This window comes from Stenotrophomonas sp. 10N36 (assembly GCF_056395005.1).
Genome location: NZ_JBFTIS010000004.1, coordinates 92,069 through 118,805, shown reverse-complemented (window position 1 = coordinate 118,805; position 26,737 = coordinate 92,069). Strand labels below are relative to the sequence as shown.

15 protein-coding genes and 1 pseudogene are annotated in these 26,737 nt (G+C 67.0%); 1 reads left to right on the top strand and 15 read right to left on the bottom strand.

Annotation, left to right across the window (positions count from 1 at the left end; translation table 11 throughout):
- Window positions 1-3: 3 nt before the first annotated feature.
- From AC1DCJ_RS06590 to AC1DCJ_RS06560, 7 genes and pseudogenes are all read right to left on the bottom strand, one after another.
- Window positions 4-852, bottom strand: a complete 849-nt coding sequence (locus tag AC1DCJ_RS06590) for an aldose epimerase family protein (protein WP_478070455.1) — start codon at window positions 850-852, stop codon at window positions 4-6.
- Complete coding sequence (locus tag AC1DCJ_RS06585; RefSeq protein WP_478070524.1) at window positions 842-1,855, bottom strand: glycoside hydrolase family 43 protein; 1,014 nt, start codon at window positions 1,853-1,855, stop codon at window positions 842-844. The genes AC1DCJ_RS06590 and AC1DCJ_RS06585 overlap by 11 nt, the downstream gene beginning before the upstream one ends.
- Window positions 1,829-3,358 (bottom strand): annotated as a pseudogene (locus AC1DCJ_RS06580) (MFS transporter); the annotation flags it as partial. The pseudogene AC1DCJ_RS06580 and the gene AC1DCJ_RS06585, both read right to left, overlap by 27 nt.
- Window positions 3,312-5,972 carry a glycoside hydrolase family 3 protein gene (locus AC1DCJ_RS06575; RefSeq protein WP_478070523.1) on the bottom strand — a complete coding sequence of 887 codons (2,661 nt, stop codon included), beginning with the start codon at window positions 5,970-5,972 and terminating at the stop codon, window positions 3,312-3,314. The pseudogene AC1DCJ_RS06580 and the gene AC1DCJ_RS06575, both read right to left, overlap by 47 nt.
- Window positions 5,973-5,980: 8 nt before the next feature.
- Window positions 5,981-7,678 carry a glycoside hydrolase family 43 protein gene (locus tag AC1DCJ_RS06570; protein ID WP_478070454.1) on the bottom strand — a complete coding sequence of 566 codons (1,698 nt, stop codon included), beginning with the start codon at window positions 7,676-7,678 and terminating at the stop codon, window positions 5,981-5,983.
- Window positions 7,678-9,690: a sialate O-acetylesterase gene (locus tag AC1DCJ_RS06565; protein ID WP_478070453.1), complete on the bottom strand. Its 2,013-nt coding sequence runs from the start codon at window positions 9,688-9,690 to the stop codon at window positions 7,678-7,680. The genes AC1DCJ_RS06570 and AC1DCJ_RS06565 overlap by 1 nt, the downstream gene beginning before the upstream one ends.
- Window positions 9,687-11,780: an alpha-glucuronidase family glycosyl hydrolase gene (locus AC1DCJ_RS06560; protein ID WP_478070452.1), complete on the bottom strand. Its 2,094-nt coding sequence runs from the start codon at window positions 11,778-11,780 to the stop codon at window positions 9,687-9,689. Before AC1DCJ_RS06560 ends, AC1DCJ_RS06565 begins: the two co-directional genes overlap by 4 nt.
- Window positions 11,781-11,906: 126 nt before the next feature.
- Here AC1DCJ_RS06560 and AC1DCJ_RS06555 point away from each other — a divergent pair, with 126 nt between their 5' ends.
- On the top strand, window positions 11,907-12,962 hold the full coding sequence (locus AC1DCJ_RS06555) for a LacI family DNA-binding transcriptional regulator (RefSeq protein WP_478070522.1): 1,056 nt from the start codon (window positions 11,907-11,909) through the stop codon (window positions 12,960-12,962).
- 17 nt (window positions 12,963-12,979) lie between these two features.
- On the opposite strand, the gene AC1DCJ_RS06550 is transcribed toward AC1DCJ_RS06555, so the two are convergent.
- The 8 genes from AC1DCJ_RS06550 to AC1DCJ_RS06515 all read right to left on the bottom strand — a co-directional run bounded on the left by AC1DCJ_RS06550 (window position 12,980) and on the right by AC1DCJ_RS06515 (window position 26,459).
- Window positions 12,980-15,544, bottom strand: a complete 2,565-nt coding sequence (locus AC1DCJ_RS06550; protein WP_478070451.1) for a glycoside hydrolase family 3 N-terminal domain-containing protein — start codon at window positions 15,542-15,544, stop codon at window positions 12,980-12,982.
- Window positions 15,541-16,950 (bottom strand): sugar porter family MFS transporter, encoded by a 1,410-nt coding sequence (locus tag AC1DCJ_RS06545; protein ID WP_478070450.1) that lies wholly within the window; start codon window positions 16,948-16,950, stop codon window positions 15,541-15,543. The genes AC1DCJ_RS06550 and AC1DCJ_RS06545 overlap by 4 nt, the downstream gene beginning before the upstream one ends.
- 47 nt (window positions 16,951-16,997) lie before the next feature.
- A complete protein-coding gene (gene xylA / locus AC1DCJ_RS06540; RefSeq protein ID WP_478070449.1) occupies window positions 16,998-18,332 on the bottom strand; it encodes a xylose isomerase in 1,335 nt (444 codons plus the stop codon).
- A gap of 46 nt (window positions 18,333-18,378) precedes the next feature.
- Window positions 18,379-19,872: a xylulokinase gene (gene xylB, locus AC1DCJ_RS06535; RefSeq protein ID WP_478070448.1), complete on the bottom strand. Its 1,494-nt coding sequence runs from the start codon at window positions 19,870-19,872 to the stop codon at window positions 18,379-18,381.
- 65 nt (window positions 19,873-19,937) lie between these two features.
- Window positions 19,938-21,467: a tryptophan halogenase family protein gene (locus tag AC1DCJ_RS06530; RefSeq protein WP_478070447.1), complete on the bottom strand. Its 1,530-nt coding sequence runs from the start codon at window positions 21,465-21,467 to the stop codon at window positions 19,938-19,940.
- Between the two features lie 13 nt (window positions 21,468-21,480).
- Window positions 21,481-22,482, bottom strand: a complete 1,002-nt coding sequence (locus AC1DCJ_RS06525; protein WP_478070446.1) for a cupin-like domain-containing protein — start codon at window positions 22,480-22,482, stop codon at window positions 21,481-21,483.
- A 21-nt stretch (window positions 22,483-22,503) separates the two neighbouring features.
- Entirely contained in the window at window positions 22,504-23,262 is a 759-nt protein-coding gene (locus tag AC1DCJ_RS06520; RefSeq protein WP_478070445.1) for a SapC family protein, read from the bottom strand.
- A gap of 65 nt (window positions 23,263-23,327) precedes the next feature.
- The gene (locus tag AC1DCJ_RS06515) at window positions 23,328-26,459 is read right to left on the bottom strand and encodes a TonB-dependent receptor (RefSeq protein WP_313422727.1); all 3,132 of its coding nucleotides are present in this window, start codon (window positions 26,457-26,459) and stop codon (window positions 23,328-23,330) included.
- Window positions 26,460-26,737: the final 278 nt, after the last annotated feature.

Sequence of the window (26,737 nt, the reverse complement as noted above, 5' to 3'; positions counted from 1 at the left end):
GTGCTACCCCAGGTCGTCGCTTTCCCACTCAATCTCGAACCTCAGCTGCAGCCGCTGCCCCGGCTCCAGCCGATTCGGTGCCAACGTAAAACCATCCGGCGGCCCGGTCTGCGGCTCAACACACGTTGCGTGCGGCGCACCGTCGTAGACCACCCAGTGATCGGTGTCCGCCCGCAGCCGCAGCCGCTGGCCCGCCGACACCAAGGTCACGTCGCCCTGGTTGATGAAGCAGTCATCCCAAGGCCCGGACTCGGGGCTGCCGCAGGGTGACGTGGCAATGCCCTCAGCATCCCGTGGATACATGGCATGGGGGGCGAACAGCAAGCGCTCCGGCTTCCGGAACCACGGGTGCCAGCCGAGCACGGCGGGCATTGCCTGGTCGCCGGCCTGCACGGCGAGGTGTAGCTCCAGCCGGTTGGAGCGTACGTGGATGGCCTGCGTCGCAACGCCGCCGAAGGGCCAGTAGCCATCCTCTGGAAGCGAGAGCATCAGCGTGGCGCTGTCCGCACCAGCGCTGTCGATTCGCCAAGGCCGGGAGAACCCTACCCCATGGATGGCGTGCGCCCCGAAGTTCACCGGCAGGCCAAATTGCCGGCCATCGAAGCTGAAGCGGCCCTGCCGGATCCGTCCGGCCCAGGGCACCATCGGGTAGCACCCCCACGCGATGGTTGCCTGCCCCACCTCGTCCGGACCCACCAGCCACTCCACGCCGTCGTAGCGCAGGTGGGCAATGCGCCCACCGGCATCCGGTGCAAGCGCGACCTCCAGCCTGCCTGCCCGCAACCAGTAAAGGGGGCCGGCAGGCAGCGGCGCCTGCGCATCGTCCCTGGGTGAGGCCGTTTCAAGCGCCATAGGGATCGATCGTCCGGATGCTGCCGTCCGCGTCCATGTGCAGGGGCGTGCACTTGACCGAGCGCAGGTGGGTCACGCCGCCGGACAACGCGGCGTCATGGTAGAACAGGTACCACTGCCCTTCGAAGGCGCAGATGGAGTGGTGCGTGGTCCAGCCCACCACGGGCGTGAGGATCACGCCGCCATAGGTGAACGGTCCGTACGGGCTGTCGCCCACGGCATAGCAGAGCAGATGGGTGTCACCCGTGGAGTACGACAGGTAGTAGCGCCCCTGGTACTTGTGCAGCCACGGTCCCTCGAAGAACCGGCGCGCGTGGTCGTCGGCGCGCAGCGGCTGCCCGTGCTCGTCGAGGATGATGATCTCGCGCGTGGCTTCGGCAAGACGGGTCATGCTGGCATCGAGTCGGCCGACCCGCGGGCCGAGTGCAGGCGCGTCACCGGTCGGCTCTTCGTGCGCTGCGTCGTAACGGTTTTCCCGGTACTTCTGCAGCTGACCGCCCCAGATGCCGCCGAAATAGAGGTAGTGCGTGCCGTCGTCCTCGTACACCGCAGGGTCGATCGAGTATGTCCCCTCCATCGGCTCGGGCTCGGGGGTGAACGGACCCTCGGGGCGATGTGACGCGGCTACGCCGATGCGGAACATACCCTGCCTGTCCTTGGCCGGGAAATACAGGTAATAGCGTCCGTCCCGGCTGGCCGCGTCGGGCGCCCACATCTGCTGTGCGGCCCACGGCACGTCGCGGACATGCAGCGCCACGCCGCAGTCGGTGGTCTCGCCGTCGGGCGTGTCCATCCGCAGTACGTGGTAGTCCTCCATGCCGAAGTGACCGCCCTCATCGTCGAAGGGCGCGCCGCTGTCGATGTCGTGCGACGGGTAGATGTACAGGCGCCCCTCGAACACATGGGCCGACGGATCGGCCGTGTAGATGTGGGTCACCAGCGGCCGAGAGATGGCGCGTGCCGTGAGGTGATCCACGTTGCCGGCCTGCCGGCGCGCATGCAGGTCGTGCTCGATGCGGGCTTCCATCTTTTTGTCGATCTCATAGAGCAGGAGCAGCACGACCGCGAGCAGGAACGGAAGGGAGCAGTACACGCTCACGGTCAGGCGGATGCCGTCTACCACGGCCTGGGGTTGCTGTTCCGCGCCCGCCTGGTAGCCGTGGTGCGCCAAAATGCCGGCGACCAGTGCGCCGCCGATGCTCAGGCCGATCTTCAGGCCACACAACATCGCCGAAAAGATGATCGCAGTGGCGCGGCGGTGGTTCTTCCATTCGGAATAATCGGCGACGTCGGCGATCATCGCCCACAGCAACGGGATGGTGATGCCGTAGAAGAACCCGTGCAGCATGAAGGCCGCGAAGCCCACGGCAACCGCCGTGGGCGGAAGGAAGTAGAACGCAAGCAGAAACACGGTAGATACCAACAGCGCGCCGCCAAAGACACTGCGCTTGCCGAAGCGATCGGCGAGATGGCGGGACACGCCAATGCCCAGGATCATGCAGAGGATGCCGCAGGCGTTGAACAGGCTGAACGCAGAGGTCGCCGGATCCTCCGGCCAGGTGAAGCCGGACAGACCCCATCCATTGAGCGTCGCGTTCAATCCCCCGATGAAGTGGTTGAAGCCGGACGTGTCGAGGAAGCCCGCCAAAGCGGCTTCGCTCATGTAGTACTGGAAGTAGTAGATGTATGTGCCGCCCTTGAGGGCCAGGTTGATGAAGACCAGCACGGTGAGAGCCAGCATCACTTTCCACGGCCGGTTGTGCAGCAGGTCGGTCAGATCCTGCAGCACCCCGCCCGTCTGTTCCTTGGCAGGCACGATGCGCTCGCGCGTGGTGGCGAAGGTGATCAGGAAGAACAGCGTTCCCACTACCGCGAAGACGGTCATCACCCGCTCGAAGCCCTGCACGCGATCGCCGTCGCCCAAGATCAATACCAGCGGCAACAGCAGCACCTGGATGATGAACTGCGCGATCATCACCGCCACGAAGCGGTAGGCCGAGAGGCTGTTTCGCTGGGCCATGCTGCCGGTCAGCACCCCGCTGAGCGCGGAATACGGCAGGTTGTTGGCCGCATACACCAGCATCAGCAGGCCATAGGTGGTCAGGGCATAGACGACCTTGCCGTGCTCACCGAGGTCCGGCGTACTGAACGCCATTAGCGACAACACGCCGAACGGGATCGCCGTCCACAGGATCCAGGGCCGGAACTTTCCCCAGCGGGTGGCGGTGCGGTCGGCCGCGATGCCGATCAGCGGCGTGAAGACAAACGCTCCCAGCAGACCGATCACGAAAATGATCGTGGCCGCCGTGGCGGGCGGCAAGCGGTACACATCGGTGTAGAAGAACGCCAGGTAGGTGATCAGCGTCTGGAAGATCAGGTTGGCCGCAAGGTCGCCCAGGCTGTAGCCCAGCTTCTCCCGGATGGACAGCGTGTGCTCGGGGGTCTCCAGGGGTCGCGAATCAGTCACGATTCGCCTCCACGTTGAAGCGGCTCTGCACGCGGGCATCGGCGCTTGAGCCGCCTATCCGCACCTCGTACGCCCCGGGCGGCACGCCATAGGCGCCGCGCGCTTCGTCGTACTCGCGCAGCGCCTGGTGCGCGTCCAGGCTGAATGCCACGGTGCGCCGCTCGCCCGGGGCAAGGTGAACGCGCTGGAAGCCACGCAGGGTCTGCTGCGCGTCCCCTGCTCCGGCGGCGAGGCGTCGCACATACAGCTGCACCACTTCATCGCCCGCGCGCTTGCCGGTGTTGGTCACGTCCACCTGCAGCTTGAGCGTGCCGTTGTCGGCAATGCGGGGCGCATCGAGGTGGAGACTGCCGTAGTCGAACCGGGTATAGGACAGCCCGTAGCCGAAGGGATACAGCGGTGTGCCGCGGAAGTAGCGGTAGGTGCGGCCTTCCATCGTGTAATCGTCGAACGCGGGCATCGCCTGGTCTGCGGTGTAGAACGTCACTGGCAGTCGGCCGCCCGGGTTGACGTCGCCGAACAGCGCGTTGCCCACGGCCGTGCCGCCGCGTTGCCCGGGATACCAGCTCATCAGGATCGCGGACAGATTCGCCTGGGCCCATTCCACCGCCAACGCCGACCCCCCCGTCAACACCATCACCACCGGTTTGCCGGTGGCGTGCAGCGCTTCCAGCAGGGCGCGCTGCGTCGCGGGCAGGCGCAGGTCGGTGCGGTCGCCGCCGGCGAAGCCCGGATAGTTGACCGTCATCTCTTCGCCCTCCACGTCGCCGGTCAGCCCACCGACGAACACCACCACATCCGCGCTCCGGGCTGCATCAAGTGCTTCTTCAAACGGCGGCTTCGCTCCGGGCATGCGCCAGCCCAGGCGCACGCCGGCGTCGCGCTCGGCATCGTAGTACTCCAGCTTCAGGTCGTACGCACGGCCCGCTTGCAGGTCCAGCTCCACGCCGTCGCTGCGCAGGCGGTCGCTGTTGGCCCAGTGGTCCAGTACCCGCTTGCCGTCCACGTAGAGGCGGAAGCCGTCGTCGGCAGCCGCCTCGATCCGGTAGCGGCCTGACACCGGCGGCAGCAGCTGGCCACGCCAGCGGATGCTGAACCCGTCGCTGGGAATGCCCTGCCCCGGAGCCGCCTCGCCGCGGGCCAGCAGATTGTCGGTCGGTGAACCGCGGTCCCAACGGAAGCCGATCTGTGCATCGGTGCGGACCAGCGCCGGCGTCCCGGAGAGATCGGCCGTGCGGAAGTACTCACCGCGCATGCCACGTTCGGGGGAGTCTGCCGAGGGACGCAGGTAGGCCGCTTCGATCAACGGCGTTGCGCCGGGATCGTCGCGCCCTTCGACCAGGTCCACGCCGCGCGCGTACCGCACCTCCACGCCCTGGGCCGCATCGCGGATCCCCTGCAGGATGGTCACCGGTGCTGCAGGCGTGCCGAAGTAGTTGCCGAGCAGTGCCATGGTGTCATCGGCAGTGGGACCGACCACGGCAATGCGCTTGAGGCTGCGTGACAGCGGCAGGACGCCATCGTTCTTCAGCAGCACCAGCGATTCCTGGGCGGCCTTCAAGGCCAGCGCATCGTGTGCCGGGGCCTGGTTCACCGACGCGGGAATCCGCGCCCAGCGCACGCGCTCGGGTGGATCGAACATGCCCAGCCGCATCCGCGCGGTGAACAGGCGCGTCACCGCGTCGTCGATCTCCGCCTCGCTGATCAGGCCCTGCCGCACGGCCGCCGGCAGCGTCGCGTATTCCTGGCCGCACTCCAGCTCGGTGCCGTTCTTGACGGCCAGCGCCGCCGCAGCCTCGCGGGTGGGCACGATCTTGTGATGCTTCCAGATGTCGACGATGGCCCAGCAGTCAGACACCACATAGCCCTTGAACCCCCAGTCGCGGCGAAGCACGTCGCGCAGCAGGAACTGGCTGGCGCTGGCGGACTCGCCGTACACCCGGTTGTAAGCACCCATCACCGCATCTACCTGCCCCTCTTTCACCAGGGCCTCGAACGCCGGCAGATAGGTGTCGTAGAGGTCGCGCCTGCTCGGGCGGGCATCGAAGTGGTGACGGTCGGCCTCGGGGCCACTGTGCACGGCGAGGTGCTTGGCCGTGGCGTCGAGCTTGCGGTACACCGGGTCGTCGCCCTGCAGGCCTTGCACGAAGGCAACGCCCATCCGCGCGGTGAGGTACGGGTCCTCGCCGTAGGTCTCCTGGCCCCGCCCCCACCGCGGGTCACGGAAGATGTTGATGTTCGGCGACCAGTAGGTCAGCCCCTGATAGCGGCCATGCGATCCTTCACGGACGAACTGGTGATGCTTGGCCCGCGCTTCGTCGCTGATGGTGGTCGCCACCTGCCCCATCAACGGCACATCGAACGTGGCCGCCAGCCCGATGGCCTGCGGAAACACCGTGGCCTGCCCCGCCCGCGCGACGCCGTGCAGGCCTTCGTTCCACCAGTCGTAGGCCGGCACGCCCAGGCGCTCGATGGCAGGGGCGGCATTCTGCATCTGCGCCGCCTTTTCTTCCAGGCTCATCTGCGCCACCAGCGCGGCGGCCCGGGTTTCAAAGCTGGCCGAGGTGTCGAGCCAAGGCTGGGGTCCGGCGGCGTAACCGACGTTCGCCAGGGCAGCGGCGGCGCATAGCGCCAGCGTGCGGACGATGGGCATGCGCGTCATCATTTGCTCCTCAAGGCACGCTCATCGCGCGCGAATGGTCCCAGCAGGGCGCCGACAAAACCGCCGGCACGATCAGTACTCAATACAGTGCCGTCCACGTTGTCGGCGAGCGTCTGCCAGCCACGGCCGTCGCCGGTGTCGAACGCGAACGCATAGTGGCCTGCGTCGCCTGCAATCCGCAGGCGCAGTGACGGGGTTGCGTCCAGCTCCTGGCTGGCCAGCGTCCTGGTCGCGCCGCCGCCGTCGCGTGCTTCGAGGAAGACCGCAACACGGTCACCGCCGAGGCTGCGGACGCCAAGGAAATACCAGTACGCCTCGCTCTGGAATGCGGCCAGGCCGGCCGCTACCCCTGCCGCCGGGCGCGTCATCGCGGTGCTGGCCTCGAAGCGCAGATGCTGCTGGCGGCGTCCCAGGAAGGCCGGGTTGCGCAGCGTGTCCAGATTCTCCGGCAGCGGGTGCACCGCCAAGCTGCCCGGTCGCCCGCGCAGGTCTGCCCAGGCCTGCTTGGGAACGCGCACGTGCACCCATCCCGTGCCCAGCACCGGGGCATCGAACGCGTCGCGGTCGACGAAGTTGCCGGTGGAAGGTGCCTGCGACGCCTCGCCCTGCATCCACGCAGGTGCCTTGACCGCATACGGGATGGCCTGGCCGGCCGGCAGGATTACCGGCCAGCCATTCCGCCATTCCACCGGAAGCAGATACGTCTCCCTGCCGGTGTTGTAGTGGCGTGTGTCGTAATTGCGACTGGCAAGGAACACCGCCCACCAGGAGCCGTCCGGCCCTTCCACCAGATCGGCATGCCCGGCATTGGTGATCGGCAGCGGCCGGTCATCGGGCAGGTCGCGCTGGGTAAGAATCGGATTGCCCGCATACGGCACGTAGGGACCCCAGACGTCACGGCTGCGCAGCACCACCTGGGAATGCTGCGGCCCGGTGCCACCCTCGGCGTCGGAGAGGTAGTACCAGCCGTCGCGCTTGTACAGGTGCGGCCCTTCGATCCAGATCGGGTTCTTCGCCGGCTCCACGCCGCCGTCGATCAGCACCTTGCGCGCACCCACCGGCTGGAAGGTGGCCAGGTCGATCTGCTGCATCCAGATGGCGCGGTGGCCTTCGTAGCGCTGCGGACCGGGTGGCACATCGTTGTTCAGCAGGTAAACGGTGCCGTCGTCGTCGAAAAACAGCGACGGATCGATGCCCTCCACGCCAGGCAGCCAGTGCGGGTCGGACCACGGGCCGGCAGGGTCGCGCGCGGTCGCGATGAAGTTGCCGCCGCTGTCCACTGCCGTGGTGACCACATAGAACATGCCGTCGTGGTACGCGATCGCCGGTGCGAAGATGCCGCGCGACACGCTCAGGCCATCGAAATCCAGCTGACCCGGACGGTCGATCACGTTGCCGATCTGCTTCCAGTGCACCAGATCCACGCTCTCGAACACTGGAATGCCCGGGAAGTAGGTGAAGCTGGAATTGACCAGGTAGAAGCGCCCGTTCGCGCCGACGATACTGGGGTCCGCGTGGAAGCCGGCCAGGATCGGGTTGCGGTAGTGCCCGGCTGGAAGGGGTGTTTCAAAGGCCGCGTCGTGACCCGAATATTCGAACCAGTCGAAGTACACCGGCGGCGCAGGCGCAGGCGCAGCGCCCAGTGGCGACACCGTCGCCGACACCAGCAGAACGATAATGGCCATCAGCAGACGCATCAGCGAACCTCCGCAGCAGTGAGGGAAATCTCGAAAGGCCCGGCCGGCGCACCGCTGCTGTCGCGCAGCGTGCAGACCGGACCGTCGGCCCAGCAATAGCGCACACGCAACGCAGCGCCGAGGTGGTGGCGGCCGCTGGCCGGCTCCACGCAATCCGCGCAAGAAAGCACAACCTCACGCCCCTCCAGCACCGCGTCGGCATAGCCACAGTGCCGTGCGTCGGCGTCGCAGAGCTCGAATCCTATGGGGCCGTTCGCACCGGTCGTGACCAGGCTGCCGGTGACACCGTCGGACATCACCCGCACCTTGCCCTCTGCGAGCGACGCCGTGCGGGCCGTCGGGCCGGAGGGTGCCAGCGTGCGGTCGCCGTACACCACGTGGCGCGCCACCCGGGCCAGGCGACGGCCCAGTTCCTGTTTGTTGGGCGGATGGATGTCGTAGGCATCGCCGATGTCGATGGCCAGCGCAAGCCCGGTGCGCGGGTCTTCGGCCGCGACCCGCCGCTGCGCCTCGCGTACCTGCGCCCAGCCACTGTCTACCGGCGCCACGGGCGGCTGACCGTAGCCGGCCAGCTGCACCACCAGCAGCGGCATCGGCGCGCTGAACTGCCTGCGCCAGTCCGCGCGCAGGCCGCGCAGCCGTGCGGCGTAGGCAAGGCCATCCCCGGTGTTGGATTCGCCTTGGTACCACAGCATGCCGCGCAGACCATAGGCGCCCAGCGGCGCAATCATGGCGTTGTACAACGTCGACAGGCCGGTGGCGGCGTGCCACGGCGCGGACGGCGGTGCCTGCGCGCCCGGCGCGACCCGGTACTGCCACGGCGCATCCAGGGCGATCCGCGTGCCATCGTCGAGCGCCACGGCGTGGGCGTCCGAAGGGCCTGCCAGGCCGCCGTCGCCGTACGTGTCCAGCACATTGATCACCACCGTGTTCGCACCGGCGGTCAACACACCGGGGGGCAGCGCATACGACCGCGCCTCGCCCGGACCGTACTGGCTGCCCACGGCCACGCCGTTCACCCAGGTCATGTCCGTCTCATCGATGGAGCCCAGCGCAAGTCGTGCGCCCTGCGCCGCCTGCGCGGCGGTCAGGGTCACCTGGGTGCGGTACCAGACCATGCCGTTGTAGGTGGACAGCGCCGGCACACCCCAGCGCTCCCATGCCCCAAGCATGGCCGGCGCCGTTTGCCATCCCTTGCCGTCTTTACCTGGCTGCCAGGGCCTGTCGTCCGCGACCGCACCCTCGCGCGTTGCCCACCAGTGCTGCCACTGCAAGCCCCAGCGTGCGTTTGCCGCCGCCGGATCGCGGGCATACAGCGCGAGCACGTCGAGCGCCGGGTCCATGCCGCCCTGTGCGCGCAGCGCATCGGCGCTGGTCCAGGCCTCGATCCGCGAGCCGCCCCACGCCGCCTGGATCAGCCCCATCGGAACGGTGACGGTTTTCTGCAGCTCGCGCGCAAAGTAGAAGCAGGCCGCAGAAAAGTCGCGCACCGTCTCCGGTGACGCGGGGTGCCACGCAACCGGCGCGCCGAACTGCAGTTGCGGCACGGTGGCCACCGCCTTGGGCACGGTGAACAGGCGGATCGTCGGGTGTGTGGCCGAGGCGATCTCGCTGCCCGCGTCGAGCGCGCGCCACACCGGCAGTTCCATGTTCGACTGTCCGGAACACAACCAGACATCGCCCATCTGCACGTCCTGCACCACTTGGCTGGCCTTCCCTGCGCGCACCGACAGTACGTACGGACCGCCAGCGGCGAGAGGGGCGAGCCGTGCCTGCCAGCGACCGCTGGCATCGGCGCGCGTGGTGACGGTTCGCCCTGCCAATGTCACAGACACCGTGGTGCCCGGCGCAGCGTTGCCCCAGACCGGAATCGGCTGGTCGCGCTGCAGCACGGCGTGGTCCTGGAACAGCGGATGCAACAGCGTCGTCACCGGTTCCTGCGCCGTTGACGGCATGACGCAGCACGCCAACGCGACTGCCAGCAGCCAACCAATCCAGGTCCTATGACTCATCGCCCATCTCCCGGCGCGGAAGGAAACTGCAGGCCCTGGTACCAGCCCAGCGGGTGCGGCGGGGCGATCTCGCCGGCAGGCAGGGGCCTGCCGCTCACCGACTGGAAATACGCCACGCTCGCATCGCGCCACCATTGTGCTTCGCGCAGCTGGATGCGCAGGAACGCGGTGACCTGCGCATGCCGTTGTGGATCCACCCTGCCCCCCAGGCTGGCCCAGGTCGCCTGCATGTCCTGGACCTGGCGCACGCCCTGCGAGTAGCGCCCGACCAGTTCGTCCCACAATGACCTGCCCGACGCCATGCGGTGATCCCAGGGCACGTGATGGAACCACAGCAGCAGCGGTTCCGGCACCCGCGCCAGATCGCCATACCGCGCGGCCACGTCAGGGGCGTACTGGCCCACCGCGTTGCTGCCACGGGCGGTCCGGTCGAAGCCGATGCCATCGCGGTCGGCGCGGTGGTAGTACACCGACGTCCAGTCCGCGCGCGGGCCGCCGTCGACCCACGGGCCGGGCCCGTAGTGGTGTCCGCGTGCCATCAGGTGGTGCAGGCCCAGCGGGGTCATGTAGTTCACGGCGGCCTCCCGCGAGCCCATCATCATCCCGACGATGGGCTGCACGACCGCGGGGTCTGGCGAGAAGGTCATCGCCGCCCAGTCCGCCGCGATGGCGCGGGCCGACTGCTGCGGATTCCATGCCAGCCTGCCGAAGGCGTACCAGTTGGCGGGATCGAAGTGCGAGCCACTCCAGGTGCGATCCGTGCCGATGTTGGCAACGCCGGCCATGCCGGTCAGCGCCTGCGCCACCGTGGCGCCCTGTCCACGGGTGGGGGACTGCAGCACCTCTTCGTACAACGGCCCCAGGTACACCAGGTGCGTGGCGAAGCCGAGATATTCCTTGGTGATCTGCACTTCCATCATCAGCGGCGTACGCGGCATGGCCCCGAACAGCGGGTGGAACGGCTCGCGGGGTTGGAAGTCGATGGGCCCGTTCTTCACCTGCAGGATCACGTTCGGGCGGAAGGCGCCGTCCAGCCCCGCGAATTCGGTGTATGCCTGTGTGGCACGGTCGGCAGGAACATCGTGCGCGTAGACGAACGCCCGCCACATCACCACGCCGCCATGCGGGGCCAGCGCATCGGCCAACAGGTTGGCGCCCTCGGCGTGCGAGCGGCCGTAGTCCTGCGGACCGGGCTGCCCTTCGGAATTGGCCTTCACCAGGAAGCCGCCGAAATCCGGAATGCGCGCGTAAATCTCGTCGGCCTTGTGCTGCCACCAGCGCTGTACCTCCGGATCGCGCGGATCGGCGGTTTTCAGGCCGCCCAGCTCGATGGGCGCGCTGAAACGCACGCTGAGGTACACGCGGATACCGTAGGGCCGGAACATGTCCGCCAGCGTCGCCGCTTTGGCGAGGTAGTCCGGCGCCAGGCTCTGCGCATTGGCGTTCACGTTGTTGAGCACGGTGCCGTTGATACCCACCGAGGCGTTGGCGCGTGCGTAGTCGGTGTAACGCGGGTCGCGCCATTCCGGCAGCGTCTGCCAGTCCCACAGCGAGCGACCGGCGTAGCCGCGTTCGACATAGCCGTCCAGGTTGTCCCAGTGGTTGAGCACCCGCAGCCGCATCCGCGGCGATTCGCGCACCTCCAGCGCCTCCAGTGAGGCGCCGGTCTGCAGCAGTCGCAGCAGATGGAACACGCCGTACAGCACGCCGATGTCCCGGCGCGCGGCCACCAGCAGTACGTCGCGCCCGTCGATGCGGGTCTGCCGGAGCAGATAGCCTTCGTCGCCCAGCGCGTCAAGCTCCTGGCGTAGCGGCGCGATCAAGGTCGACGACTGCGGTGTGCCGATGACCAGTGACGGGTTGATGGCAGGCGCGACATGCATCCGCGGCGCGCTGCCTGTCAGACCCGTGAGACCACGTTCCAGCTCCTCGCGCGCGGCACGCTGGGTGGGTGTCTGATCCGGGGCCACCACCTCCGCCAGGCGCGTGTGGTAATCGGCCGCCAGCGCGGGTTCGAGGGGCGCGTAACGCATCCAGAGCGCGTAGCCATCCTCCGCGTGCACGGTGCAGGTGCACGCCAACAACGCCATCAACGCACCCACCCTCCAATGACACCGCTCGACATCCCAGCGGAACCGCAGCGGGGACAGCAAACCTTGTAAGCTCCGGACGTGCCTTCGATGCGCCAGCGTCGCAACGAAAAACGGGAGCGCGTATTGGACAAGCCGAAGAAATCGGTCCGTCGCAAAACCAGTGGCGTGACGATCGACGAAGTGGCGGCCCTGGCCGGGGTGTCGCCGATGACGGTGTCGCGGGCGATCAACCAGGGCAAGGTGCGCGATGACACCCGCGAACGCGTGATGCGCGCGGTGCGCGAACTGGGCTATACGCCCAACCTGGCCGCGAGTACGCTGGCCGCCGCACAGCACACGCGCATCGCCCTGATCTACACCAATCCCAGCGGCGCTTACCTGCGCGAACTGCTGGTCGGCCTGCTGCGTGTGGCGTCCAATGCCGCCATCCAGCTGGTGGTCGACTACTGGGAGGACTTCGAACCCGCCGCCGAGCGCAAGGCCGCGCGTGCCTTGGCCGGCCGTGTGGATGGCGTCATCCTGCCGCCCCCGCTGTGCGAGTCGCAGCCGGCGGTGACCGAGCTCATCAAGGCGGGCATCCAGGTGGTCGCGATCGCACCGGGCCACCTGGGCAACGGCATCTCCTGCGTGCGCATCGACGACTTCCAGGCCGGCAGGGAACTGGCCGAACACCTGATCGAGCACGGCCACAGCCGCATCGGTTTCATCTGCGGGCGCAAGGACCTCAGTGCCAGTGCACGGCGCTACGACGGCTTTGTGACGGCCTTGCACGCGGCCGGGCTGGACGTTGAACCCGGCCTGGTGCAGCAGGGCGACTACACCTACCGCTCGGGGCTCGCCGCCGCCGAGAAGCTGCTGGCCCAGCGCCAGCCGCCCACCGCGATCTTTGCCAGCAACGACGATATGGGTGCGGCGGTGATCTCCGTCGCGCACCGGCGCGGCCTGGACGTACCCCGCGACCTGTCGGTGGTGGGCTTCGATGACACCTCGGCCGCCACCACCGTCTGGCCCGAGCTGACCACCATCCATCAACCCATCGCCGCGATGGCCGACGCCGCCATCGATATCCTGCTGCGCACCATCCGCCGCAAGGGCGAGGACACGCGCGTGTTGACCGACCACGTTATGCCGCACCGGCTGGTGGTGCGCGACTCGGTCGCGCGCCCACCCAAGCGCTGATGGCGCGCGACGCATCGTCACGCGCCCGGGCATGCGATGGTGGATTCCACCTCGTTCAAGGCACCCAGCGCGACACGTGACACCGAAAGCGTCATCGCGCCCGCTGTCCCGATGGACCAGGGGCGATCCAGCTTGCCGACATCCGCGCCTGCCGCCGCCAGACACTTCAAAGGCACGCCCACGCGGGTCCATTGACCCTTGGGCAGCTTGGCCAGCGTCGGTCCGAGCGCCACACGGGCCGAACAGCCCGGGCCGCAGCCTACCGACAACCACGCATCGCCCTGGGGTGCGGCGTCAACGCGCAGCGTGGTCAACAGCATCAGGTCGCCGTTGCTCTCGCGCTGCAGGTCCAGCGCCGTATGCGACTGCAACGCGGCAGTCGCCTCGCCCTTGCCCGTCCACGCAAGGCGACGACCGTCTTCCTGTGCGAGATGATCCACGCCGGTGACCTGCAGCAGGTCGCCATCGAGGGACTCCGGCACCTTGGTGACGGTCACGCCCTGCCCTGTGCTGCCCTCCAGTCGCAGCGCCATGCCGGCGCCGGCATCACCGCGCGCGAAGAACACGCCGCCCGCACCTTCCTTGCCGGTAACGCCAGAGACTTCCGGCAGCGGGGCCAGATCGCCGTTATCGGCGTAGGTCAGGCCGAAGCCGAACGCGAACTGCGGGGCGTAGTCCTTCTGCCCGACATTGTTGACGTACTGCGTTGCCGTGCGCGGCCAGCTGAAGCTCAGCGTGCCCTTGAAGTCGTGCTGCACGTCGCCCCCCGGCCCACGCAGCAGCACATCGGCAATGCCGGCGCCTTCCGAGCCGGGCAGCCACGCCGCCACGAACGCGTCGGCGGCATTGATCTCCCGGTTCACCCACAGCGGGCGCCCGCTCAGGAACACCGCGACCACCGGAATGCCCTCGGCCTTCAGTCGCTTGATCAACGCAAGATCGGCGTCGTCCCCCGGCTTGTAGGCCAGTGTCGGCAGATCTCCCTGGAACTCCGCATAGGGGTTCTCCCCGAACACCACCACGGCGACGTCCGGCTTGGCCGCATACTTGCCATCCACCGCCAGCTCCGCCTGACCGCCAGCGGCCTTCGCCTGCCGCGCAATGCCCTCGAAGATGGTGTCCGCATTCGGGAAGTCCTTGCGGGTGGTGCCGGTGCCCTGCCAGTTCAGCGTCCACCCGCCCGCCTGCTTGCCGACGTCGTTGGCACCGTCACCGGCGACGAGGATGCGCTGCTTCGGCGACAACGGCAGCACGCCGCCCTGGTTCTTCAGCAACACCAGCGATTCACGTACCGCCTGCCGTGCGACCTCACGATGCGCCGGGGCGCCGATGAGCGCGAACTGGCCACCGACTGCGCGCGACGATGGCGTGCCCGCCTCGAACAGACCCAGCCGCATCTTGACCCGCAGGATCCGGCGCACCGCATCGTCCAGGCGTTGCGGGGCGATGGTGCCCGCCTTCACTGCGGCCAGCGTGGTCTCATAGAAGCCCTTCCAGCTGTCCGACGCCATGGCAATGTCCAGGCCGGCATTGAGGGTGGCCGGGCAATCGGTGGTGGTGCAGCCCTTGACCTGCCCGTGGCCGTTCCAGTCGCCCACCACGAACCCACCGAAGTGCATGCGGCCCTTCAACGCATCGGTCAGGTACGGCTTGTGACCGTGCATCTTTTCGCCGTTGACGCTGTTGAAGGACGCCATGACGGTCTGCGCACCGGCGGCAATCGCCGGCGGATACCCGGCCGCATGGATGCGCACCAGCTCGGCCTCGCTGATCCGGGTATCGCCCTGGTCCTTGCCATCGGCCGTGCCGCCGTCGCCGAGGAAGTGCTTTACCGACGCAATCACATGGCGACCGTCCAGGAAGGCCGGCGTGCCCACCTTGCCCTGCAGGCCCTCGACCATCGCACCGGCATAGCTGGCCACCACTTCGGGTGATTCGGAATAGCCCTCATAGGTGCGCCCCCAGCGGTCGTCCTGCGGGACGGCCACGGTGGGTGCGAACGCCCACTCCATGCCGGTGGCACGGGTCTCCAGCGCGGTGATCTCACCGATCCGGCGCAGCAGTTCCGGGTTGCGGGTCGCGCCCAGACCGATGTTGTGCGGGAACAGGGTCGCGCCGATGATGTTGCTCTGCCCGTGCACGGCATCGATGCCGAACAGCACCGGAATCGCCTTGCCGCCCTGCGAGGTGTCCATCGATGCCGCATAGAACGCGTCGGCGAGCGCCAGCCACTCGGCCGGCGACGCATCGTACCGGCCGCCCGGGTCGGAGTTGCCGCCGGCCAGGATCGAGCCGAGCCGGTACTTGCGGAGGTCATCCGGCGTGATGCTGGCAATATCCCCCTGCACCAGCTGACCGACCTTCTCCTCTACCGTCATGGTCGCCATCAGGTCGGTGATGCGCTTTTCCAGGGCGGGGTCCTCGGCCAGCGGCCAGGTGACCTCCGGCCATGGATTGGGGGCCGCCGTCGCAGCTGCGGGCGCATTGTCTTCCTTCCCGCAGGCGGCCAGTACCAGCAGCAGCGCGGTCAGCAGCACGCCCTTCCGGGCGCGGGAAGCGCCTTGATTGGTCATCGTGTTCATCCTTCCATCTGCTCCAGTTCCTTGCCCTTGGTTTCGTGCACGTACCTGAGCACGAAGAAGATCGAGATGACGGCCGCCACCAGGTAGAGGCTGTACGTGGTTGCCAGCCCGGTTCCCGCCAGCAGAATGGGGAAGGTCACCGTGACGGCGAAATTCGCGGTCCACTGCGCCGCCCCCGCCACGGCCAGCCCCGAGCCACGGATCTGGTTGGGGAACATTTCGCCCAGCATCACCCACATCACCGGCCCCCAGGAGATGTTGAAGAACACCACGTAGGCATTGGCCGCCACCAGCGCCAGCGTGCCCATGCCCGGCGGCAGCTGCAGGTGTGTATCGACCAGGGAGCCGCTGGCGAATGCGACCACCAACAGCGCCAACGACACCGCCATGCCGGCCGAGCCAGCCCAGAGCAGCGGCTTGCGCCCGATGCGATCAATCAGCAGCACGGTGACGATGCAGGCGCCGATGCTGAGCGCACCGGACAGCACATTGATCATCAGCGCGTCGTTCTCGGAGAAGCCGACCGCCTGCCAGAGCACGGCGCCGTAGTAGAACACCACGTTGATACCGACCAGCTGCTGGAAGGTGGCCAGGCCGATGCCGACCCAGACAATCGAGCGGACCCGGCCGGTCGCCTTGCTGAGGAGATCCGACAGCCGCGGGCGATGATGGTCGGTCGACAGCGAGGCGTCGATCTCGGCCAGCTTTGCCTGCGCCTCGGCAGCGCCGAACAGCCGCGTCAGCACCTGCAATGCCTCGTCCTTGCGGCGCTTCACCGCCAGGTAGCGCGGGCTTTCCGGAATGGTCAGCAACAGCGCGAGGAACAGCAGCGAGGGCACCGCCTGCATCCAGAACATCCAACGCCACGCCGCGTACCCGCCCCACAGCGCTTCGGTGGACGCACCCGCCGTGGCCGCCAGCAGATAGTTGGACAGGAACGCGACGGTGAGCCCGCTGATGATGGCGATCTGCTGCACCGTGGCCAGGCGGCCGCGGTAGCGTGCCGGCGCCACTTCGGCGATGTAGGCCGGCGAGATCACACTCGCCGCCCCCACCGCAAAGCCGCCCATCACCCGCGCGACGATGAACATGGCCGAGGACGACGCCGCACCCGCGCCGATCGCCGACAGCAGGAACAGCACTGCCGAGACGATCAGCACGTTGCGGCGCCCCAGGCGGTCGGCCAGACGGCCGGCGCTGAAGGCACCGACCGCGCAGCCCAACAGCATCGATGCGATCTCGAACCCCTGCATCCACTCGCCGGATTTGAAGGTCTGGTGCAGCCCGTCCTGGGTACCGTTGATCACCCCGCTGTCGAAGCCGAACAGGAATCCGCCAATCGTCGCCACCACGCTGATCACTACAATCAGGCGGGTGTTCTCGCCGCCCTTCATTGCCTGGTCCATTGCCCTGCCCTTCTCCGGTCCGGTGTCATCAATGCGAGCTGCAACGCTCAGCGCAGCAGGTACTGGTTGATCAGGTTCTCGTAACGCTCCTGCTTGCCGCTGATCTGCGTGGGTTCACCACCCTTGGCACCCAGTGCGGCCAGGTCGGCAAGGCTGAGCGCGCCGCGCGCGAACTGCTCGCCGGACCCGCTGTCGAAGCTGGCGTAACGCGCCTTGCGCCACTGCTCCAGGGGCGAGTCGTTCAGCAGCGCATGGGCCACTTCCAACCCGCGGGCGAACGCATCCATGCCACCGATGTGGGCAATGAACAGGTCCTCCAGATCGGTGGATTCGCGACGCACCTTGGCATCAAAGTTCAAGCCGCCTTCCAGCCCACCCTGGCGCAGCACCACCAGCATCGCGCCCACGGTGTCGTACAGGTCGGTCGGGAACTGGTCGGTATCCCAGCCGTTCTGGGCATTGCCGCGGTTGGCGTCGATGCTGCCCAGCAGGCCATGATCCGAAGCGACCTGCAGGTCGTGTTCGAAAGTGTGACCGGACAGCGTGGCGTGGTTTGCCTCGATGTTGAGCTTGAAATCCTTGTCCAGGCCATGCTCCTTCAGGAAGCCGACCACGGTGGCGCTGTCGAAGTCGTACTGGTGCTTCATCGGCTCCATCGGCTTGGGCTCGATCAGGAAATTCCCCTTCAGCCCGATGCTGCGGCCATAGTCGCGCGCCATGGTGAGGAACCGCGCGAAGTGGTCGACCTCACGCTTCATCAGCGTGTTGGCCAGGGAGCCGTAGCCTTCGCGGCCGCCCCAGAACACGTAGTGCTCGCCGCCCAGCTCAACCGTGGCGTCCAGCGCCGCCTTCACCTGTACGGCGGCACGCGCGACCACCGCGAAATCCGGGTTGGTGGATGCACCGTTCATATAGCGGGGGTGCGAGAACAGGTTGGCCGTGCCCCACAGCAGCTTCATGCCGGTCGCGTCCTGGCGCTCTTTGGCCAGGCGCACCATGTGCTTCAGGTTCTTTTCGTACGCGCCGACATCCTCGGCATCCGGCGCCAGGTCGATATCGTGGAAGCACCAGTACGGCACGCCGAGCTTGGTGAAGAACTCGAATGCCGCGTCCACCTTCGCCTCGGCGGTGCCCATCGGCGAGCCGGTCTCCCACGGGAAGTGGCGCGTGCCCGGGCCAAACGGATCATGGCCGGCGTTGCAGAACGTGTGCCAGTAGCAGGCCGCAAAACGCAGGTGGTCCTGCATGGTTTTGCCGCCGATGACCTTGTTCGCGTCATAGACCTTGAACGCGAGCGGGTTGTCCGAGGCGCGGCCTTCGAAGGGGATGCGGCCGATGCCGGGGAAGTATTCCTTGCCGCCGATGAAGGGCTGGTTGCTCATGGTGCGTCTTCCTGTCGTTGTGCGAGGCGTCGCGAAAAAGGGGATATCAGCCGCGATACAACGGCGTGATGGCATCGAGATGGCGCAGAAAACGGGCATACGCCGTTGCGTAAGCGGCCGTACGCGCTGGATCGGGTTGTGCGGACTGCAGCGGGTCGACCGCCACGTGCCGGTCCGCTATGTCGGCGATGGAGGCGGCGTCACCGCGGGCGTGACCCAAGGCCCACAGCGCCTGCAATGCCGCACCGAAGGCTGCGCCCTCGGGCTGGGTAGGTACGTCCACCGGCAGGCGGAACACATCGGCCACCATCTGCCGCCACTGCGCACTGTTGCTGCCGCCACCGGTCAGCACGATGCGGTCGAACCGCATGCCCGCGCGGACAAAGGCGTCGTAGCCATATTTCAGGGTGTAGGTCGCCCCTTCCATAGCCGCGCGGTAGAAGTGCGCCGGGGTCATGTTGGTCGTGTCCAGACCCGCCAGTACCCCTTTGCCACGCGGCAGGTCCGGCGTGCGCTCGCCATTGAGGAACGGCAGCATCACCAGGCCGTCGGCCCCGGGCGCGGTCGCGCGCAGGTGTCCGTCGCCGTACCGGGTGCTGAAGCTGAACGCGTCGGCGACCTGTTCGGTCACCACGGTGCAGTTCATCGTGCAGATCAGCGGCAGCCAGCCGCCGGTGGACGAACAGAACGCGGCCCACGCCCCGTCGGGGTCGACCACCGGGGTGTCGGAGTAGGCGAACAGGGTGCCCGAGGTGCCCAGGCTCACCGTCAGGCGACCCGGTGCGACGCAGCCAGTGCCGATGGCCGCCATCATGTTGTCGCCACCGCCGACGGCCACCTTCACTGTCGCGGGCAGGCCCAGCGCCGCTGCGGTGGACGGGTCGATGTCGAACACTTCCTCGGGCGCGGCGATGCGCGGCAAGCACGCGGCCAGGTCGCGATCCGGATCGGTCGCGCGCAGCAGCTCGGCCGACCAGGTACGGGTCCGCACGTCCAGCCAGCCCGTGCCCGAGGCATCCCCGAATTCGCAGAAGCGCTGGCCGGTCAATACGAAATTGAGGTAGTCGTGCGGCAGCAGGATGCTGGCAAGCCGCGCGTAGGCCTCCGGCCGGTGGGCCTTTGTCCACGGCAGTTTGGATGCCGTATAACCGGTCAGCACCGGATTGCCCGCCAGTGCGATGGTGCGCGCCGTTCCGCCCACCGCGTCCATGATCTGCACGCACTCCGCCGAGGTGCTGGTGTCGCACCACAGCTTGGCCGGTGCCAGCACCTCCCCTGCCGCGTCCACCGGCACGAAGCCGTGCTGCTGGCCCGAGACCGCCAGTGCGGCGATGCGGGACCGTATCTTGGGATCAACCGCACGGAAGCAGGCATGCAGTGCGGCGATCCAATCGGCCGGGCGCTGTTCGCGGCTCCCATCGGCGTCGGACGCCAGGTCCAGGGGCGCGCTGGTGTTGGCAATGAGACGCCGCCCGGCAGGGTCGTAGACCACGACCTTCAGACTTTGCGTACCCGCGTCGATTCCAGCCACCAGATCCATCGTCTTCCACCTCGCCTGTTGTTGAAGGTAGCGCTACCATTTCCAAGCCGCAGCGTGCGGCTCTGCTACGCCACGGCGGAGCGCCGTGGCCATACGTCCGCCGCTGCCTTGCAGTAGCGTTCAATGAAGGCGGCCTGCGACGGCATCGTTGCGACCGCCTGCTGCACGGGCTGCCGAATCCGCGCCAGCAGCGTCCGCAGGTCTGCGTCGTTGATGGCGGCCGCCAGCGGGTGCGGCGGACCGGGCTGGATGCCCTGCCCCATCAGCACGCTGGTCCAGGAATCCACGCGGAACAGCTCACCGGGGTCCTGCCAGGCATGGGCACGTTCGCGCCAGGCGCGCAGCCGGACCGCGAGCGACTCCGGCAGTGCCATCTCGCGGCAGGCCTTCCACATCGGCTCGTCGCGCTGGGTGGCGTGGTAATGCAGGATGATGAAGTCGCGCACGTGCTCCATTTCCTGGCGGCTGACATCGTTGTACAGCGCCACCAGCGCCGGGCTGATGCCGTCGATCGGGAACAGCTGGATCAGGCGGACCACGGCACTGATGGTCAGGTGGATGCTGGTCGATTCCAGCGGCTCGATGAAGCCACTGGCAAGCCCGAGCGCGACCACATTCTTGTTCCACGCTTTCAACCGGCGCCCGCTGCGGAACGGCACCAACCAGGGATCGCGCAGGGGCGGACCGTCAACATCACGCAGCAGCTTGGCCTGCGCCTCGTCATCGGACATGTGCCGGCTGGAGAACACCAGCCCGCACCCAACCCGGTGCTGAAGCGCGATATGCCAGCGCCAGCCGGCCTCGTGCGCAATGGCACGGGTGTACGGAACGGGCGGCGCGACCGCCTCGGTCTGCACCGCAACGGCGCGATCACTGGGCAACCATTCGTGCCAGTCCTCGTAGCCGGTATGCAGGGTCTGCTCGGTCAACAGCCCGCGGAACCCGGTGCAGTCGATGAACAGGTCGCCCTCGATGACCTGCCCATCCTCCAGCACCAGTGACGCGACGGAGCCGTCGTCGGGATGCTGCCTGACCTCACGGATCTTTCCCTCCACCCGTCGAAGACCATGCCCTTCGGCCTTGCCTCGCAGGAACCTGGCATACAGCCCGGCGTCGAAGTGATAGGCGTAGTTGAGCGCGGGCTGGGTCTCCAGCGAGAACTGGTCACCGCGGGAGGCGACGCTCTCCAGGCAGAAGTCGCCCAGGTCCGACGGCATGCCGCGGCGCAGGCTGTCCAGCCAGAAATGATGGAACGGCGTGGCCCAGGTGCCCTGCCCGATGGTGCCGAACGGGTGGATGAACCGGTCCCCGGGGCGACGCCAGTTCTCGAACGAGATCGAGAGCTTGAACGTGCCGGCGACGGCGCGCAGGAACTCCTGCTCGTCGATCTGCAGAAAGCGGTGGAAGGTACGGATGGGCGGCACCGTCGACTCGCCGACGCCCACGGTACCGATCTGCTCGGACTCCACCAGGGTGATGTCCAGCTGGTCGCGGAACTGATGGGACAGCGCACAGCCGGCCAGCCAGCCTGCCGTACCGCCGCCGGCGATGACCACCTTGCGGATGCGCCCGTGTGTTGTGTCCGCCACGTTCAATGCAATGCTCCCATCAGCGGTTGAGTCGAGCCAGCAGTTGGGCGCGCGTGCGCCGTGCCTGTGTCTCGTCGAACGGCGCCAGCTCACCCCGGGCCACGTCCGGCAGGTGCTGCCCTGCGCGTTCGCCGGGTCCGAAAACGTAGTACGCGAAGATCTCCGACCACGCCTGTTTCTGGCGGGGCGGCAGATCGCGCAGCGCCCACATTGCATGCTGGAGCGCCGGCAGCGGCGAGGAAAGGAAGTGCGGCGAACTGCGCCACCAGTAGTTCACCAGCACGTTGAACGGCATCAGGCTGCGCACGTGGTGCCACCACATGCTCGGAATGAAGATCGCATCGCCGGGCTCCAGCACGGCAGTCTGCGCGCTGGCGAGCGCGTCACGGAACCGGGGATGGCACGCGAAGTCGGGGCGGTCCATATCCACCACGCTGACCACCTGGCCACCCGGCGTGGGCTCCAGCGGCCCCGGGTACAGATTGTCGATCTGCTCCGGCGGAAACAGGGTGAAGCGGCGTTGGCCCACTACACAGCACGCCAGGTTCTCGGGGGTGTCGAAATGGCAGGAGGCGGTCACGCGGTTGCCGATCCAGATGCTGGCCGAGGCCTCGATGCCCTGCCCCGCCAAGCCGGCGTCGTTGGACTGCGCAAACCCGGGCAGCGCCCGATCGATCAGCAGCGACGCCACGTAATAAGTGGGTGGCTTCGGGTCATCGAGGGTGTCGGCAATCTCGTCGAGCACCTGCGTCAGCAATCCACGCCGGACCTCCACGTTCAACCGGGTGAAATCGGCGTTGTAGAACGGACGTCCTTCGATCTCGGGGCCGCCGAAGGAATACGGCACGGGCACGCCGACATCGAAGCCGCGCAGATAGGCCATCGCCTCGTGCGTGGAGCGCAGCCCGGCCTGCACCACCCCCCAGTCGCGCGCGATGCCCCGCAGCACCACCGGCACTCCCGCGGCCACCAACGCCTCCATCGGCAGTGCGGCCGGGTCCAGGCCTTCCAGGGTCTGCATGGCGGCGCCGTCCAGCACGGGTCAGTGTCCCCCGGCCGCAACGGCGGCATCGTGCATGCGCAGGCGTCGCTGCTTCTCGGCGATCAGGCGGCGCATGTTGTGCAGTGACGCCAGCATCAGATACGCACCCTCCAGATACCCGGCGCGATTGAGGTCAGCCAGCGCAGGACCGTCCAGCAGGGCCAGGCGGTCACGGTCGATCGCGTGCAGGCCATTGACGCCGATCCGATGCTGCGGATCGATCTGCACGTCCAGGGTAAGGGGTTGAATCAGGCCTTTCGCATCGAACATGGCATACATGTCCGCGCCAAAAGCATGACCATCATGTATGCCACGCAGCACGCCTGCGATGTGGTCCAGGTAGGGGGTATTGCCGCCCTGCGGCAGGAACACCGGCTCGCCCTGCATCGCCTTGACGCGGGGATGATCCAGGTCCACGTGCAGCACCGCTTCCTGGGTGAACGCGCCGTCGACCTGGTGCTCCTGGAATCCGATGAGGAACGGCCCCTTGGCTGCCGCCCCGGGCAGATAGGACGCATTCCAGCGACCGTCCTGCAGAAACAGATTCTCGTGCTGCTCGAACCCCAGCAGAACCACCGACTGCCACTGGCCCGTTGCGGCGTCCTTGCGAAGGAAGATGGGGTACTCGCGCTGCAGCTCGGCAAACTCGCTCGGGTAGGCCGGGACCATGCCCACCGCGTCGCCATATTCGGGCCCGAAGCCGGTCGCCACCCGCAGGTCGCGATGGGCGATGTTGTTGAGCATTTCGTAACGCGGCATGGTGCTGTCCAATCCCCTCAGGAGCGGTGAACAGGTGCCGCTGCACGTGCAGCGGCACCCTCCGTTCAGAACCTGTAACGAACGCCAAGCATGTAACGCGGACTCTGATCTGCCAGCTTCACGATCATCTCGGACGTACGTGAACGCCAGCGGACGTCTTCACCGGTCAGATTGATCGCCTCCAGGCCGAACGACCAGTGATCATCCAGGGTGTAGTTCACGCTGAGATCCCACTGTTCGTACGCTTCCACGTAGTACGGATTCCGGCTGGCCCCCTGGTTGGCCAGAATCAGGTACTCGTCACGCCAGTTCCATGCCAAGCGGACCGACCAGCCGTACTTTTCGTACATTAGCATCGCATTGGCCGTGTCGCTCAGGCCCGTGAGCGAGAACTGGTCGATGCCCGGGTCACCCGCATTGTTGTAGCCGACATCGCCGTCAACGATGGTGTAGTTGGCCAGGACGCCAAAGCCGGTGTCGCCGAAGAAGTACTGCCCGCCCAGCTCCCAGCCGTGCAGCTTGGCCTTGTTCTGGTTGATGGGGCGGTTGACGTTGAACTGGTACAACGGGTCAGCGGCGTTGCCGTACAGATCGTAGGCCGCTTCGGTCGCCAGCACCTGGGCATCGGTACCTGTGTAGGCGCCCAACCCGGCGGGGTTGTTGCGCAGCAGGGCCAGCGCGGTGAACAGCGCGGTGTCATTGGCCGAGCACGCCGCCGCATTGGCTGCGCCCACCTGGGTGATACAGGCGCCGCTGTTGAGGAATGCCAGGGCGGCCTGCGCATCGGGACCGGCGGTGGGATCCCTCAGGCCGTACAGGTTCTCCTGCACGATGGTATTGCCGATGAAATTGTCGACCGACTTGTTCCAGTACGTCACCGATACGTAGCTCGCATCCGCGAAGTACCACTCCAGTGCCAGGTCGAGGTTGTCCGACTCCAGCGGCTTCAGCTGCGGGTTCTGGGCGGTGCCGCTGGCCCGCGAGGACGGATCGATCAGCACCGAGCCAAACGGTTGCTGTGCGGTCGGGCCTGCGTAGAGGTTGCCGATCGGCGCACGCGCGATGCTCTTGCCGAATGAGACGCGCCCCTTCAGATCGTCCATGAGGTCGATGCTGAAGTCGAGGTTGGGCAGGATGTAGCTGTAGCTGTTTTTCTCGGTGAACGGCTGTTGCTCGTCGGACAACACCACGCGGAAGTCGTTGTTGGACTGCCATTCGATGGCTTCCGGGATGGCGATGACCGACGTCGACACCACATCGGTGGTTTCGTAGCGCACGCCCAGACGGGTATTGGTGCGCAGGCCGCCCAGTTCGCCGTCCAGCTCGACCTGGAAATAGGCCGATTTGGTCTTCTCCTCCACCAGGTTGTCGGCGGCGCGCTGCGGGCTCACGCCGAGATTGGCGCCATAGTTGTCCGCCGCCCATTGCGCCAGGCGGCCGGCATCGCCGCGCCAGGCCGTGAAGCTGTTGGCGTTGTAATCGTTGAACAACCCGACGATGTTGACCGGTTGCAGCAGGTCCATCAGCCCGTTGGCAACATCCCCGTCAACGTTGGCCACGCCCCAGTCGCCCAGGGTGTTGTAATTCTCCGCGGCCTGGATGCGATGGGTGGTCTGCTTGCTCGAGTCCACGCCAAACTGGAAGCGGCCCTTGTCGAAGCTCCACTCACCGTCGACGCGCCCCTGCTTGATCTCGCTCACCTGGCTCTGCGAATTGATACGCAGCACCTGCGAACCAATCTCGCCCGGCACGAAGCCCGGGTTGACCACGCCGTTTGTCTTGGCGATGGCATCGGCCGTGCTCGGGTACCAGACCTGGGTGCCCACCGGCAGGCCGTTGTTGAAGTTCATTTCCTGCACCCATGACCCACCGCAGTGCGGCCCGGTGGTGCAGTTGTTGGTGCCGGCGATGCTGCTGAAGATCGAGCCGCCCCCGGTGAGCGGATCGTTCGGCCGGCTTTCGTTCTTCGAGTTGTGCGCGTCGAAGGTCAGCTTGAACCGGTCGGTGACGTTCCACAGTGCATTGAAGCCGAGCGATCCCAGCTTGTACTTCTGCATGCTGCGCTGCTGTTCAAGCCCGAAATCCTTGGTTCCGGCGATTTCACGGATATAGATCGGCGTAGCGACCGCACCGCTGGTGTCGAACGTGACATCGGTGTAGTTGCTGTTCTGCAACCACATGCCCTGCTCGCCACGATTCTCGGTGATCTCGTTGGTCGAATAGGTGTAGTCCAGGGTCAAGGTCACCGCGTCCGTCGGCGCGAACTGCAGCACCGCCTGGCCATTGATGCGCTCGCGCTCGAACTCGGAGAACGCGTAGCGAAGGTCGTTCGGGCGACCGTACAGCGCGCCCACCGCCGGTGCATTGACCACGGTCGGGTTGCCGGGCATCGTGCCGGTCCACGGCTGGATGTTCCAGTAGTTGTTGGTGGCCTGCACCGAGCCACCCTTGCGCTTCTGGTAGCTGGCACTCAGTCCGACGCCGAAGGTCTTGTCCGGATTGCTGTAGCTGAAGATGCCGGACAGTTCCGGTGTCAGATCGTCAGCGAACGGTTGGCTCTTGTCGTAGACGGCTTTGGCGCCGACGCTTGCGACCGTGCCCTCATGATCGAACGGGCGCGCGGTCAGAATGTTGATGGTGGCGCCAATACCCCCGCTGGGCACGTTGGCCTGGCTGGTCTTGTAGACCTCGATGCCATTGATGGCTTCAGCGGCCAACTGGGCGAAGTTGAAGGCGCGGGTACCGCCGTCCACGCCGCCGATGGCTACCTGGCCCGACGCACCGAACGCATCCGCGCCCGGCATCTGGCGCCCGTTGAGGGTCACCATATTGAACTGGGGACCGAAGCCACGCGCTGTTACCTGCGCGCCCTCACCGTCACGGCGTTCGATGGAAATACCGGTGATGCGCTGCAGGGACTCGGCCAGATTGGTATCGGGGAACTTGCCGATGTCCTCGGCACTGATCGCATCCACCACACCGGCCGAGTCGCGTTTGATATCCATCGCCTGGCTGAGGCTGTTGCGGATGCCGGTGACCTGCACCGTGTCCAGCTGTGTCGGGCTGGGCTGGGCCTGCGGCTGGGCAACCGGCGCAGGCGTTGAGGCGTCCTGTGCAAATGCGGGATTGATGACCAGGACGCCACCTACGAAGGTGAACATGGCCCTGGATGTGAACTTCGCCAGCGTACGGCTCATGAACGAGCCCTCCGGCCTGCAGTACGACGGATCGAAAACGCGCTCATGACTCTCCCCTCTGACATACGATCGAATGGATGTACCGCCCCTCCAGGGGCACGTACGGGCGATGCCCGTCTTCCACACCGAACATCGCAGCGCGCTGTGCGCTCGCTGCGACTCAACTCGCTTTCAGGCTTGCCAGAACAGCCGCGTGGTAAAGGGGGGGTACCCGCTGGCCTTACCCCGGCACAGTGGTAGCGCTACCATCACGTCACGGGCGCAGACTAATCACCCGG